This window comes from Azospirillum formosense (genome assembly GCF_013340925.1).
GTDB lineage: Bacteria > Pseudomonadota > Alphaproteobacteria > Azospirillales > Azospirillaceae > Azospirillum > Azospirillum formosense.
This window is the reverse complement of sequence record NZ_WHOR01000028.1, coordinates 21,104-34,373: the sequence shown is the minus strand read 5'-3', so window position 1 is coordinate 34,373 and position 13,270 is coordinate 21,104. Positions and strand designations below refer to the sequence as shown.

Here is a 13,270-nt window from a genome sequence, read left to right as displayed (position 1 = left end):
GGGCAAGACCCACCGCTGATTACGCTCAGATTGAGGATGTGACCGAATGCCGATGGCCGGTTCCACCATCATCAACGACACGACGCTGCGCGACGGGGAGCAGACGGCGGGGGTCGCCTTCACGCTCGACGAGAAGATCGCCATCGCCCGCGCGCTCGACGCGGCCGGCGTGCCGGAGCTGGAAATAGGCATCCCCGCCATGGGTCCGGAGGAGCGCGAGGGCATCCGCGCCGTCGCCGCTCTGGGGCTCAAGGCCCGGCTGATGGTCTGGTGCCGCATGCACGACACCGACCTGAAGGCGGCGCTGGACTGCAACGTCGGCACCGTCAACCTGTCGATGCCCGTCTCCGACATACACATCACCCGGAAGCTGAAGCGCAGCCGCGCCTGGGCCCTGGGCGAGATCGAACGCAAGGTCAAGACGGCCCGCGACCATGGGCTGGAGGTCAGCCTGGGCGGCGAGGACTCCTCGCGCGCCGACATGGATTTCCTGATCGCCGCCGCGACCGTGGCGCAGGAGGCCGGCGCCCGCCGCTTCCGCTTCGCCGACACGCTGGGCGTGCTCGACCCCTTCCAGACGCGCGCCTGCATCGAACGGCTGCGCCGGGCCACCGACCTGGAGATCGAGATCCACGCCCACGACGACCTCGGCCTCGCCAACGCGAACTCGCTGGCCGCCGTGCTGGGCGGGGCGACCCACGTCAACACCACCGTCAACGGGCTGGGCGAGCGCGCCGGCAACGCCCCGCTGGAGGAGGTGGTGGTGTCGCTGAAGGTGCTCTACGGTCAGGACTGCGGGGTGGACACCCGCGCGCTGGGGGCGATCTCCGACCTCGTGGAGCGCGCCTCCAACCGGCCGGTGGCGGTCAACAAGTCCATCGTCGGCGACGCCGTCTTCACGCACGAGGCCGGCATCCACGTCGACGGGCTGCTGCGTGACCGCGCGACCTACCAGAATTTCGACCCCGCCGAGGTGGGGCGCGAGCACCGCATCGTGCTGGGCAAGCATTCCGGCACGGCCGGGGTAAAGATGGCCTACGGCCAGCTCGGCATCCCCTGCGACGACGCCACCGCCCAGGCGGTGCTGCCGCGGGTCCGCGCCCTCGCCACCCGCGCCAAGCGCGCCCCGACGGCGGAGGAGCTGCGCGCCTTCCACGACGACGCCACCCGCTGGAACTGCGTCTCCTCGTGATCCGGAGGACCCCATGGCCGCGATCGACGCCCACCCGGACCTCGCCATGACGGACACCAGCCTGTGGCGGCTGCTGCGCGAGGACGTCGCCTGCGTCTTCGACCGCGACCCGGCGGCGCGCAACGTCCTCGACGTGCTGACCTGCTACCCCGGCATCCACGCGCTGGTGGTCCACCGGCTGTCCAACGCCGCGTGGCGGCGGGGGCTGCGCTGGCCGGCGCGTTTCCTGTCCTATCTGGCCCGCGCCCTGACCAACATCGACATCCACCCCGGCGCCACCATCGGCCGCCGCTTCTTCATTGACCACGGGGCCGGCGTCGTCATCGGCGAAACGGCGGAGATCGGTGACGACGTGACGCTCTACCACGGCGTGACGCTGGGCGGCACCTCCTGGACCAAGGGCAAGCGGCACCCGACGCTCGGCGACGGCGTGCTGGTCGGGTCCGGGGCCAAAATCCTGGGGCCGATCACCGTCGGCGCCCAGTGCCGCGTCGGTGCCAACTCCGTGGTGACCAAGGACGTGCCGGAGGGCATGACGGTGGTCGGCATCCCCGGCCGCGTCGTCCGTCCCGACACCCAGCGCCGGCTGGCCGCCCACGGCATCGACCTCGACCACCATCTGATGCCCGACCCGGTCGGCAAGGCCATCGCCTGCCTGATCGACCACATCAACCGCATCGAGGCCCGGCTTGAGGCCCACGCGGCGGAGGAGGCCACGCGCCCCGCCACGCCCCATTCGGCCCCGCCGCTAAGCGCGATCCGGCTGGATGATCTGCCGCTCGCCGGCATCGTCTGCCGGAGCTGCGGCAACCTGTGCGACCAGGACGCCTGCGGCGACCGCAATCACGATCACCACGACACCGGCGCGCGCGCCGATCATTACGTCATCTGAACGGAAAGGACCCCGCCATGAGCTTCAAGGACGATCTGGAGGATCTGGAGACCGCGGAGGACTTCCTGCGGTTCCTCGGCATCACCTACGAGCAGCGCGTGGTGAACGTGAACCGCCTGCACATCCTGCAGCGCTTCCACGATTACCTGTCCGCCGACACCGGCATGGAGGGGCTGGACGACGAGGGCATGGCCGCCCGCTACAGCGCCCATCTGGAGCGTGCCTACCAGGACTTCGTGGTGTCCAACGCCATCGCCGAGAAGACCTTCAAGGTCCATCAGGAGGAGGCGCGCAAGATGGCCGACCGCTTCGTCCCGCTGGATGCCCTGCTGCCGACCTGACCCGTTCCATCCGCCGATCCCAAGACGGCCCGCGAACCCGCCCACCGGCGAGCGTCCGCGGGCCGTTGCGCTTTCCGACCATCCTCAGCGCCCTGTGCGGCGGTTGTCGGGTTTGTCCGGTAGGCGACAGAGGCCAAACCGGGTTGTGGCGTCGGTCCGGCCGTGACCGAAGCCCCCTGTTGAGAAGCCGACACGTCCGGTCTTTGTCGTTTTTGCGACAATCTCTCAACAGCCACAAAATCGATACAATACAATAACTTACCGCATCCGCTCAGAAATGGCACGCCGCTTGCTGGTAGGACCATAGCCACGCCGCGCGACAGGCGGCGGAATGTCAAGGAGACCGGGATGCACATCGTTGTCTGTATCAAACAGGTGCCCGACAGCGCCCAGATCCGCATCCACCCCGTGACGAACACGATCATGCGTCAGGGCGTCCCGGCCATCATCAACCCCTTCGACCTCTTCTCGCTGGAGGAGGCGCTGCGGATCAAGGACAAGGTCGGCGCCCGCGTCACCGTCCTGACCATGGGGCCGCCGATGGCCGAAACCTCGCTGCGCAAGGCGCTGTCGCTGGGCGCCGATGACGCGGTGCTGCTGACCGACCGCAAATTCGCCGGGTCGGACACGCTGGCGACCTCCTACGCCCTGACCTCCGCCATCAAGAAGCTGTCGGAGGAGGAACAGGTCGATCTGGTCTTCTGCGGCAAGCAGACGGTGGACGGCGACACCGCGCAAGTCGGTCCGGGCATCGCCACGCGGCTGGGCTTCCAGCAGCTCACCTACATCACGAAGATCGAATCAATCGACCAGGGGGCGCGGGAGATCGTCGTGCACCGCCGCTCCGAAGGCGGCGTGCAGGTGCTGAAGACCGCCCTGCCCTGCATGATCACGATGCTGGAAGGCACGAACACCATCCGCTTCGGCAAGATGGACGACATGTTCCGCGCCGCCCGCTACGGCCTGAAGACCTGGAGCAAGGACACCACCGGCGCCGAGGAGACGAAGGTCGGGCTGAAGGGCTCGCCCACCGTCGTGTCGAAGGTCTTCGTGCCCAAGCCGCGCGCCCAGAAGGCGACGATGGTCGAGGCCGAGGCCCCCACCGCCGAGGCCCAGGCCGCCGCCGCGGTCGAGGCCATCCTCGGCGCACAGCCGAAACTCGCCGACGAGCTGCTCGCCCGCGCCGCCGCCGGCCTGTGACTCGCTGGCCTTGACGCGCCGTTCCTGACGAATCCTCCGCCGGAGACATCCCGATGAGCGAACCAAGCAAGCCGCAGGGACGCAAGTTCCAACTGCCCGAGCACCTGAAGGAATACAAGGGCATCTGGGTGATCGTGGAGCAGGAGCGCGGCTCCGTCCATTCCGTGTCGTGGGAGCTGGTGGGCGAGGCCCGCAAGCTCGCCGACAAGCTGGGGGTCGAGGTGGGGGCCGTGGTGCTGGGCGCCGACAGCCCGGAGCTGAACGCCATCTGCGGCGACGCCTTCACCTACGGCGCCGACGTCGTCTACAAGGTGACCGACCCGGTCCTGGCCGACTACCGCACCGATCCCTACACGCGGGTGATGACCGACGTCGTCAACACCTACAAGCCGGAGATCGTGCTGCTGGGCGCCACGACGCTGGGCCGCGACCTCGCCGGCGCCATCGCCACCACGCTCGCCACCGGCCTGACCGCCGACTGCACCGAGCTGGACATCTACATGGACAACCGGTCGCTGGCGGCCACCCGCCCGACCTTCGGCGGCACCCTGCTCTGCACCATCCAGACGCTGGCCTACCGCCCGCAGATGGCCACAGTGCGCCCGCGCGTGATGTCGATGCCGGACCGCGACGACAGCCGCACCGGCCGCGTCGTCGAGGTGTTCCCGGCGCTGCGCGAGGACGACGTCGTCACCAAGGTGCTGAGCTTCATCGCCGACCGCGAGCAGAACGAGGCGCAGCTCGCCTTCGCCGACATCATCGTCGCGGCGGGCAAGGGGCTGGGCAAGCCGGAGAACCTGAAGCTGGTCTTCGACCTCGCCAAGGTTCTGGGCGGCGAGGTCGGGGTGACCCGTCCGCTGGTCCAGGCCGGCTGGACCGGCTTCGACCGGCAGGTCGGGCAGACCGGCAAGACGGTGCGCCCGAAGCTCTACATCGCCGCCGGCATCTCCGGCGCCATCCAGCACCGGGTCGGCATGGAGAAGTCCGACCTGATCCTGGCCATCAACACCGATCCCAACGCGCCGATCTTCGACTTCGCCCATCTCGGGCTGGTCGGCGACGCGTTGACCATCCTGCCGGCCCTGACCGACGCTTTCGGCAAGCGCCTCTCGGTCAACCGGCTGGCCGGCTGAACATCCGGACGAACAGGAGCCAACAGGACATGGTCGAAAAGTTCGACGCCATCGTCATCGGTGCCGGCCCGTCCGGCAACGCGGCGGCCTACACGCTGGCCAAGCAGGGCCTCAACGTTCTTCAGCTCGAGCGCGGGGAGTATCCCGGCGCCAAGAACGTCCAGGGCGGCATCATGTACGCCGCCGAGCTGGAGAAGATCATCCCGGACTTCCGCGAGGATTGCCCGACCGAGCGCCACATCATCGAACAGCGCGTCTGGCTGCTCGGCGACGACAACTACATCGGCACCAACTACCGCTCGGACGCCTTCAACAGCGACAAGCCGAACCGCTACACGATCATCCGCGCCAACATCGACAAGTGGTTCTCCGAGAAGATCCGCGAGGCCGGCGGCCTGCAGATCTGCGAGACCACGGTGACGGAGCTGATCCGCGACGCGTCCGGCAAGGTCATCGGCGTGCGCACCGACCGCGAGGGCGGCGAGATCCACGCCGACGTGGTCATCATGGCCGACGGCGTGAACGCCCTGCTCGCCCGCCGCACCGGCTTCCAGCCGGAACTGGCGCCGCAGAACGTCGCGTTGGCCGTCAAGGAGATCCTGTTCATCGATCCCGAACTGATCCAGCAGCGCTTCGGCCTGAAGGACGAGGAGGGCGTGGTCATCGAGATCATGGGCAAGGTGACCAAGGGCATGGTCGGCACCGCGTTCCTCTACACCAACAAGGAATCGCTGACGATCGGCATCGGCTGCCTAATCTCCGACTTCAAGCAGGGCGCCATCCCGCCCTACAAGATGCTGGAGGACCTGAAGAACCATCCCGTCATCAAGCCGCTGATCGAAGGGGCGGAGATGAAGGAATACGCCGCCCACATGATCCCCGAGGGTGGCTACAAGGCGGTTCCGCAGCTCTATGGCGACGGCTGGATGGTGGTCGGCGACGCCGCCCACTTCAACAACGCCGCCCACCGCGAGGGCTCCAACCTCGCCATGGCATCGGGCCGCATGGCCGCGGAGACGGTGATCGAGCTGAAGCAGGCCGGCAAGCCCTTCAACGCCGCCAACCTCGCCGCCTACAAGAAGAAGCTGGACGACAGCTTCATCATGAAGGACCTGAAGAAGTACCGGAACCTGCCGGGCATCATGCACGAGAACAAGCAGTTCTTCGGCGCCTATCCCGACACGCTGACCGCCGCCGCCCACAGCTGGTTCACCGTGGACAGCGTGGACAAGAAGACGAAGGAGAAGGAGATCATGAAGTCCTTCGTCAAGAAGCGCTCGATCATGGGTCTGGTCGGCGACGCAATCAAGCTGGTGAGGGCCGTGCGATGAGCATCGTGGTCAAGATCGAAGAGAAGCTGTACCAGAACCGCTACATCGTCGACGAAAGCCGGCCGCACATCCAGATCCGCAACGACGCGGTCTGCAAGTCCTGCGAGTCCCAGGCCTGCACCGTCTGCTGCCCGGCGGCCTGCTACAGCAAGAACGAGACGGGCAGCGTGACGCTGGCCACCGACGGTTGCCTGGAATGCGGCACCTGCCGCGTGGTCTGCCAGGACAAGGAAAATATTCAGTGGGACTACCCGCGGGGCGGCTACGGCATCAGTTATAAGTTTGGTTGAGGAACGCACCGGCGGTCCTACGGCCTTCGCCGCTGGTCCGCCGGTCGTCTCCCTCTCCTATCCGCCATGACTGAAACCCCTTCCCGCTTCGCGGGGAGGGGTTTTCTTTGTTGCTCCCATCCGAATTTTCAACCCGCCCGACGGGTGCAGAAGGGACGAAGACTGCACATATCCGTTGTATCGAGACCCGCGGAACGAGGGAGACGGAACATGCAGCTTCGTGTCTGCTTCGAGAACATGAAGTCGGTCAACGTCAACGACGCGTCCATGATGCGGCATTATGCCGAAAGCTATCTCGCTGATTTCCGGCCAGAATGGGCGGGCTTCATCATGCTGCCGCACAACGAGACCCAGCGTGCCACGATGGAGCCGGCTTGGCAGATGCTGATCCGCAACGCCACGCCGGAGATGGAACGCCGCCTGCTGGAGTATGTCCGGGGCAATCCGATGGCCGCCTACCATGTGCACATCTACCGCCGCGATCATGGGAACGAGGTCAAGGTCCACTGACGCCCAAGGGGTTGGACACGGGGCACCGCCCGTAACCACCCGCCGGATGTTCGGACAGGGCCCGGATCGTCCGGCCCGCTGTGCAGAGCAGAAGCAAGGAATCGCCGTTCGCGCCCATCCCGCGGACGGCGATTTTTTCGTTCCGTCCACGCCTGACGCCTCCGAAAGCCCGCGCCGTCGCACGACGATGGAAGAAAGCGGGTGCCTGTCGAAATCCGCGGGAAGTCTGCAATGCGCCTCTCCATCAAACTCCTTCTTCTTGTGGTCCTGAATCTTCTCGGCCTTCTGCTGGCCGTCAGCGACGTCGTCGGGCTGCGCGCGCTCAACATGGCGAACGCCGACCTGCGGTCGGTGCATGACGACCGGGTGCTGCCGCTGCGCAACCTGAAGATCATCTCGGACGCCTACGCCGTCTTCATCGTCGACGCCTCGCACAAGGCCCGCAACGGCAACTTCACCTGGGACGAAAGCCTGGCGTCCGCCCGCAAGGCGAAGGAGGACATCCGGTCGCACTGGTCCGCCTATCTGGCCAACACGCTCAACGCCGAGGAGCGGGCCCTTGTCGATCAGGTCAAGCCCGACATGGCCAAGGCCGACATCCTGGTCGAGCGGCTGATCGGCATCCTGTCGGACAAGGACGGCCGGGCGCTGGACGGCTTCGTCCGGAAAGAGCTGTACCAGACCATCGACCCCGTCACCGACCGCATCGGCCTGCTGATCGACCTCCAGGTGCGCGTCGCCGGTGAAAGCTACGAGGCCGCCCAGAAGACCCACGACATGGCCAGCACGACCGCCTGGACGCTGCTGGCCGTCGGCATCGCCATGGTGCTGCTGGGCGTGATGGTGGTGGTCCGCCGCGTCGTCGGCCCGGTGGGGCGCCTGACCGCCGCGATGCGGCGGATTGCTGGCGGCGACTATGCCGAAGCCGTTCCGGGAAGCGGCGGGCATGACGAGATCGGCGCGATGGCCCGCGCGGTGGAGGTGTTCAAGGCCAACGGGCTGGAGAACCAGCGCATGCGCCAGGAGCAGGAGCGCCAGCGCGAGCAGGCCGAGATCGCCAAGCGCGACGCGCTGGAGAACATGGCCCAGACGGTGGAGCGTGAAACCCGCAACGCCGTGGACCGGGTGGCCGAACGCACCGGGCAGATGGAAGGCAACGCCGCGGCCATGGCCCGGTCGGCGGACGCCGTCGGAGCGAACAGCCAGTCCGTGGCCGCTGCCGCGGAACAGGCCCTGCGCAACGCCCAGACCGTCGCTGCCGCCTCGGAGGAGTTGGCTGCCTCGATCCGCGAGATCGGCACCCAGGTGGCGCAGGCGAGCAGCATCACCCGCATCGCCGTGGAAAAGGGCGACCTGGCGCGCGGCACCATCCAGTCACTGTCCAACGCCGTGCAGAAGATCGGTGACGTCGCCCAGCTCATTCAAACGATCGCCAGCCAGACCAACCTTCTGGCGCTGAACGCCACCATCGAGGCGGCCCGGGCCGGGGAGGCCGGCAAGGGCTTCGCCGTGGTGGCCAGCGAGGTGAAGAATCTGGCGAACCAGACCGCGCAGGCGACCGAGGACATCGCCACCCAGATCGGCGAGATCCAGGCCGCGACCGGCGGCGCCGTGGCCGCCGTCTCCACCATCACCGACAGCATCACCGAGGTCGATCAGGTGGCCGCCGCCATCGCCGCCGCGATGGAGGAACAGGCCGCCGCGACCCAGGAGATCAGCCGGAACGTCAACCAGACCGCCGACGCCGCGCGCGAGGTCTCCCGCCGCATCGCCGAGGTCTCCAGCGAGGCGCAGGCCACCGGCGACCGCGCGTCCGACGTGCGCGCCGTCGCCGACGACGTCTCGGGAAGCATCGACGAATTGCGCGGCATCCTGGTCCGCGTCGTCCGCACCTCGATGAGCGAGGTCGACCGCCGCCGCGAGGCCCGCTACGCGGTGGATCTCCCCGCCCGCGCCGACACCCCCGCCGGCAACCGGATCTGCCGTCTGTACAACCTGTCCTCCAGCGGCGCCGCGCTGCAGTCCTGGGACGGTGCCGCGAACGGCGCGCGCGGCGCGCTGCACATCGATGGCTTCGGCATGCCACTGCCCTTCACCGTCGTGACGGTCGAGGGCCAGAGCTGCCACGTCCGTTTCGAGCTGCCGGACGAGGCGAAGGCCGGCTTCGACCAGCGGTTCAACACGCTGGTCCGCGACCGCGCCCTGCGGCCGATGGCCGCTTGAGGAGCCGCGTGATCGACTGATTGGGCCGGCGCCGGTTCGCTAAGCCGGTGCCATGCCATGAATGTATGCGGCGGCGCGGCCAAGTTCATGGTCGACGCGGGCGACCAGCGAACCGATGCCGTCCAGCCGCCGCTCCACGCAGGACAGTTCGATGGCGTCGCTCGCCGCAGCCAGATCGCGCGCGCCCACCGTGCGGGAGGATCCCGCCAGCTTGTGGGCGGCCTGACGCACGCCGTCCCAATCCTCCGCCGCGTGGGCAGCCACCAGACGGTCGCGGCTGGCGCTGTTGGAGACGATGAATTCCTGCAGCAGTTGCCCGACGAACTCCATGTCCCCGTCGAACAGTGTCGCCAGCACGCCCACGTCGATGGGCGGCGCGTCGGGCCCGCTGTCCGGCGCCGCGGCGGATGCGGTGGGAGCCGGCGCCGGTTCGGGCCCCGGTTCGGATGCCAGGTGGCGGTCCAGCAGGCGGCGGAGCTGGCCGATCTCCACCGGCTTCGACACGGCGTCGTCCATCCCCGCGGACAGGCAGCGCTGGGCCTCGCCGGCCATGGCGTTGGCGGTGACCGCGATGATGGGCAGGCGCTGGCGCCCGTTCGCCGCCTCCTCGGCGCGGATCAGGCGGGTCAGCTCGAAGCCGTCCATCTCCGGCATCTGGCAATCGGTCAGCAGCAGCGCGTAATCGCCGTCGCGCCACAGGGCCAGCGCCTGGACGCCGTCCTCCGCCATGTCCGCCGCGTGGCCGAGCAGGGCGAGTTGCCGCTGGATAACCTGCCGGTTGGTCGGATGGTCCTCGGCCACCAGGATGCGGGGCGCCGGCGCGTCCCCCGCCGCGGTCAGGGACGCCGCGACCGGTCCGGGATGCCCCACCTCGGCCTCGACCGCCGGTCCGCGCCCCGCGGCGGCCAGCACGGCGCGCACCAGATGGCCGCGGCGCACCGGACGAGCCAGCCCGACCGCGTCGATCAGGACGCCGCTCCCACCCAGCAGCACCCGCCCGCGTGCCAGCCCCGGAGCCGCGGCGTCCAACGCCCGCAGATCCGCCTCGGCGGTGGTGAGCACGACGTCGCAGGGCGTGCCGGGCGGCAGCGCCCGCATGCCCGCCGCCGCGTCCGGCGCGTCCAGCAGAACGGCACCGTCGGTGTTCAGGTAGCGGGCGAGGAACCGCCGTTCCTCCGCATCGGCGGCCAGGAGCAGCACCGACAGCCCGGCCAGCGGCGGAGCCGCGACGCCCGCGGCGTCGCCGTCGCCTTCACCGTCCGGGGCGAGGTCGGCGGTGAAGGTGAACCAGAAGGTCGAGCCGCGGCCCGGCTCGCTCGCCACCCCGACCTCGCCGCCCATCAGTTCGGCGAGACGGCGGCAGATCGACAGCCCCAGACCGGTGCCGCCGAAGCGCCGGGTGGTCGAGGCCTCCGCCTGGGTGAAGGGGCGGAACAGCTGGGCCTGCGCTTCCGTGGCGATGCCGATGCCGGTGTCGGTCACGGTGATCCGGATGGTCGCCCGCCCGTCCTCGAACCGCGCCAGTTCGGCGCGGATGCGGACCGAGCCGGAGGGGGTGAACTTCACGGCGTTGCCGGCGATGTTGAACAGCACCTGCCGGATGCGCACCGAATCGCCCATGACCCGCGGCGGCAGGTCGGGATCGACGTAGGTGACCAGCGTCAGCTCCTTCTGCCGCGCCGCCGGGGCCAACGTTTCGGCCACCCCCTCCACCACCGACGACAGCGACACCGGGGCGTGCTCCAGGTCCAGCCGTCCGGCCTCGATCTTGGAGAAGTCCAGGATGTCGTTGATGATGGTCAGCAGCGCCCCCGCCGAATCGCGCACGACGGAGACCAGTTCCTGCTGGTCGGGGGTCAGCGGCGTGTATTCCAGAAGTTCCAGCATGCCCTGGACGCCGTTCATCGGGGTGCGGATCTCGTGGCTCATGGTCGCCAGGAACAGCGACTTGGCCTGGTTGGCGGCCTCCGCCTCCAACCTTGCGGTCTCCGCCGCCTCGGTCGCGGCGACCAATTCGCGGGTCCGGTCGGAAACCTGGCTTTCCAGGTTGCGGTTCAGCGCGGTCAGTTCCTCGTACAGGTGCACGTTGTCGAAACCGACCGCGACCTTGGAGCAGAAGACCTCCAGCAGCCGCCGCTCGTCCTCGGTCAGGGGGCGCCGGTGGCTGATGTGGAACACCGTGTCGTGGTGCCGCGAGGTGGAGCGGAAGACCAGCAGGCTGCGCTCCCGCTCGTAGCGGTTCCGCCCGTCGGCCAGCGCCTGGGTCACCGCCTCCGCCGCCTCCGCCGGCAGGGCGGCGCGCACCGGCTTGCCCTCCGCTGCAGCGTGGATGCCGCCGGCCCCCAGCACCAGCGGGTCGCGCGCGGCACCGCCGGTTTCCTCCTCCGTCCAGCGGCTGCACAGGGCGATGCCGTCGCAGGGCGGGCAGATCTCGGCGATCTTCGACACCGCGCCGCGGACGAACTCCGCCATGGTCCGCTTGTCGAGCAGGGCGGAGGAGGCGTCCAGGATGCGCTCCAGCCCCTGGCGATGGTCCTCGATGGCGGTGATGTCCTGATAGCCCCGCAGGGCGGCGACGACGGAGGTGAACAGCTTCTGCGCCGTCAGCTCCGTCTTCGATTTGTAGTCGTTGATGTCGTAGTTCAGGATGACGTCGCGTTCCGGCGCCTGCCCCGGCTGGCCGGTGCGCAGGATGATGCGCACCCGCCGGTTGTTCAGCTCGCTGCGGATCATGCGCACCAGCCGCAGGCCGGCGTCGTCCGATTCCATGACCACGTCGAGAAGCACCACGGCGATGGCCGGATTCTGCTCCAGGAGGCTGCGCGCCTCGGCTGCGGTGCCGGCGGACAGGAACTGCGCCGGGCGGCCTTCGAAGGTGAAACCGCGCAGCACCATCTTGGTGGTCGCGTGGATCGCCGGATCGTCGTCGACGATCAGGATGATCCAGGGATCGGCGGGCTCCGGCGCCGTTTCCTTCGCCGCCTCGGCCTCGATACCCGGCTCGTCGTCGGCGAAAAGAAACTCATCGCTCATCGAACTCCCTCCGCACCGCCGACAGCTTCCGGTCGCGGGAGGATATCACAGGGCCGCCGCGCGTGAACATGACCCTGCGGCCCGCCACAACCCCAGAATGCGCCTGCCCTGCCGTCGCATCAGCCGCCGTGCTCGCCGCCCCCGGAGTCGGCGTTGCAGAAGCGGCGCAGCGCGTCCAGGTCGGCAACGGATACCGTCCCGCCCTGCGTCTCAACCCCCACCCCGCGGAGCTTCGCCAGCGCCCGGGAGAAGGTTTCCGGCTGCATGCCGAGGCGCCGTGCGACCAGCGCCTTGTCGAAGGGCAGCGCAAAGCTGGTAGCGCCGCCCCCCTCCGGGCAGAAGCGCAGCAGGAAGCTGCCGACCCGCTGGGCGGTCGGCTGGACCTGCAATTGCTCGATCTGCTGCACGAGGTGGCGCAGCCGCACCGACAGGGACCCCAGCATGGCGAAGGCGATCTGTTCGTCATCGCGCAGGCAGCGGGCGAAGCCCTCCGCCGTCAGGGTCATGACGCGCGACTCGGCGACCGCCTCCGCGCAGACCGGGAACTTGCCGCTGGCGAACATGGCGGCCTCGGCGAAGGTCTCGCCGGGAGCGACGATGGTCACCACCGCCTCCGCCCCGTCGCGGGTCAGACGGTAGAGCTTCACCCAACCGTCGAGCAGTGCGAAGAAGCGGTCGGCATCCTCGTCCTGAACGAACAGGGTGGTGCCGCGCGGCACCGTGCGCACCTGGGCCGTGCTGACAAGCAACTCCAGCGACCGGTCGGGCAGGCGCCCGAACAGCGCGTTGGACCGCAGCGTCGCGGCGTCCTGGGGCCGGAAGCCCGGCGGATCGTTCCTCATGCCTTCCCTCATCTTCACCCTCCCCCACACTCTCCGCCCGGACGCCCGGCGGACGAGGCATTCGTCGCACCGGCGATGGCCATTCCGCACGGTCGGCAAGCCCCCGAGACCGCCGTGTTTTGGGACCTGCAGGTCCATACCGCCCAGGCAATGTCGCAGTATGCACAAGGTTTGAGCAAGATGGGGATTCGCCGCAACCAAGCGGGAGCCTTGGGCGATGGCATCAGGGACCCGAAAACGAACCGGGGCGCCCCCTTGCGGAGGCGCCCCGGCCGTTCTTCAG

At 68.7% G+C, this 13,270-nt stretch carries 11 protein-coding genes; 9 read left to right on the top strand and 2 right to left on the bottom strand.

Going from position 1 to position 13,270, the window contains the following annotated elements:
- Window positions 1-46: 46 nt before the first annotated feature.
- From nifV to GBZ26_RS06195, 9 genes are all read left to right on the top strand, one after another.
- Window positions 47-1,192 (top strand): homocitrate synthase, encoded by a 1,146-nt coding sequence (gene nifV, locus GBZ26_RS06235; protein ID WP_174438089.1) that lies wholly within the window; start codon window positions 47-49, stop codon window positions 1,190-1,192.
- A 13-nt stretch (window positions 1,193-1,205) separates the two neighbouring features.
- Window positions 1,206-2,084: a serine O-acetyltransferase gene (gene cysE, locus GBZ26_RS06230; RefSeq protein WP_174438088.1), complete on the top strand. Its 879-nt coding sequence runs from the start codon at window positions 1,206-1,208 to the stop codon at window positions 2,082-2,084.
- Between the two features lie 17 nt (window positions 2,085-2,101).
- Window positions 2,102-2,425 (top strand): nitrogenase-stabilizing/protective protein NifW, encoded by a 324-nt coding sequence (nifW, locus tag GBZ26_RS06225; protein WP_174438087.1) that lies wholly within the window; start codon window positions 2,102-2,104, stop codon window positions 2,423-2,425.
- 348 nt (window positions 2,426-2,773) lie between these two features.
- Entirely contained in the window at window positions 2,774-3,625 is an 852-nt protein-coding gene (locus GBZ26_RS06220) for an electron transfer flavoprotein subunit beta/FixA family protein (RefSeq protein WP_174438086.1), read from the top strand.
- Between the two features lie 53 nt (window positions 3,626-3,678).
- Entirely contained in the window at window positions 3,679-4,758 is a 1,080-nt protein-coding gene (locus GBZ26_RS06215; RefSeq protein ID WP_174438085.1) for an electron transfer flavoprotein subunit alpha/FixB family protein, read from the top strand.
- A gap of 29 nt (window positions 4,759-4,787) precedes the next feature.
- A complete protein-coding gene (locus GBZ26_RS06210; protein WP_174438084.1) occupies window positions 4,788-6,089 on the top strand; it encodes an FAD-dependent oxidoreductase in 1,302 nt (433 codons plus the stop codon).
- Window positions 6,086-6,379, top strand: a complete 294-nt coding sequence (locus GBZ26_RS06205; protein WP_014239763.1) for a ferredoxin family protein — start codon at window positions 6,086-6,088, stop codon at window positions 6,377-6,379. The genes GBZ26_RS06210 and GBZ26_RS06205 overlap by 4 nt, the downstream gene beginning before the upstream one ends.
- Window positions 6,380-6,589: 210 nt before the next feature.
- The gene (locus GBZ26_RS06200) at window positions 6,590-6,889 is read left to right on the top strand and encodes a hypothetical protein (RefSeq protein ID WP_174438083.1); all 300 of its coding nucleotides are present in this window, start codon (window positions 6,590-6,592) and stop codon (window positions 6,887-6,889) included.
- A gap of 231 nt (window positions 6,890-7,120) precedes the next feature.
- The gene (locus tag GBZ26_RS06195) at window positions 7,121-9,112 is read left to right on the top strand and encodes a methyl-accepting chemotaxis protein (RefSeq protein WP_174438082.1); all 1,992 of its coding nucleotides are present in this window, start codon (window positions 7,121-7,123) and stop codon (window positions 9,110-9,112) included.
- A 39-nt stretch (window positions 9,113-9,151) separates the two neighbouring features.
- Here GBZ26_RS06195 and GBZ26_RS06190 read toward each other — a convergent pair whose 3' ends face one another.
- Together GBZ26_RS06190 and GBZ26_RS06185 are read right to left on the bottom strand one after the other, a co-directional pair.
- Window positions 9,152-12,145, bottom strand: a complete 2,994-nt coding sequence (locus GBZ26_RS06190) for a DUF3369 domain-containing protein (RefSeq protein ID WP_174438081.1) — start codon at window positions 12,143-12,145, stop codon at window positions 9,152-9,154.
- 119 nt (window positions 12,146-12,264) lie between these two features.
- Window positions 12,265-12,987 carry a Crp/Fnr family transcriptional regulator gene (locus tag GBZ26_RS06185; protein WP_149166688.1) on the bottom strand — a complete coding sequence of 241 codons (723 nt, stop codon included), beginning with the start codon at window positions 12,985-12,987 and terminating at the stop codon, window positions 12,265-12,267.
- Window positions 12,988-13,270 lie beyond the last annotated feature (283 nt).

Bases quoted from the DNA above. Each gene is read 5' to 3' on its own strand.
- nifV (WP_174438089.1), top strand. From the start codon at position 47: ATGCCGATGGCCGGTTCCACCATCATCAACGACACGACGCTGCGCGAC.
- cysE (WP_174438088.1), top strand. From the start codon at position 1,206: ATGGCCGCGATCGACGCCCACCCGGACCTCGCCATGACGGACACCAGC.
- nifW (WP_174438087.1), top strand. From the start codon at position 2,102: ATGAGCTTCAAGGACGATCTGGAGGATCTGGAGACCGCGGAGGACTTC.
- GBZ26_RS06220 (WP_174438086.1), top strand. From the start codon at position 2,774: ATGCACATCGTTGTCTGTATCAAACAGGTGCCCGACAGCGCCCAGATC.
- GBZ26_RS06215 (WP_174438085.1), top strand. From the start codon at position 3,679: ATGAGCGAACCAAGCAAGCCGCAGGGACGCAAGTTCCAACTGCCCGAG.
- GBZ26_RS06210 (WP_174438084.1), top strand. From the start codon at position 4,788: ATGGTCGAAAAGTTCGACGCCATCGTCATCGGTGCCGGCCCGTCCGGC.
- GBZ26_RS06205 (WP_014239763.1), top strand. From the start codon at position 6,086: ATGAGCATCGTGGTCAAGATCGAAGAGAAGCTGTACCAGAACCGCTAC.
- GBZ26_RS06200 (WP_174438083.1), top strand. From the start codon at position 6,590: ATGCAGCTTCGTGTCTGCTTCGAGAACATGAAGTCGGTCAACGTCAAC.
- GBZ26_RS06195 (WP_174438082.1), top strand. From the start codon at position 7,121: ATGCGCCTCTCCATCAAACTCCTTCTTCTTGTGGTCCTGAATCTTCTC.
- GBZ26_RS06190 (WP_174438081.1), bottom strand. From the start codon at position 12,145: ATGAGCGATGAGTTTCTTTTCGCCGACGACGAGCCGGGTATCGAGGCC.
- GBZ26_RS06185 (WP_149166688.1), bottom strand. From the start codon at position 12,987: ATGAGGAACGATCCGCCGGGCTTCCGGCCCCAGGACGCCGCGACGCTG.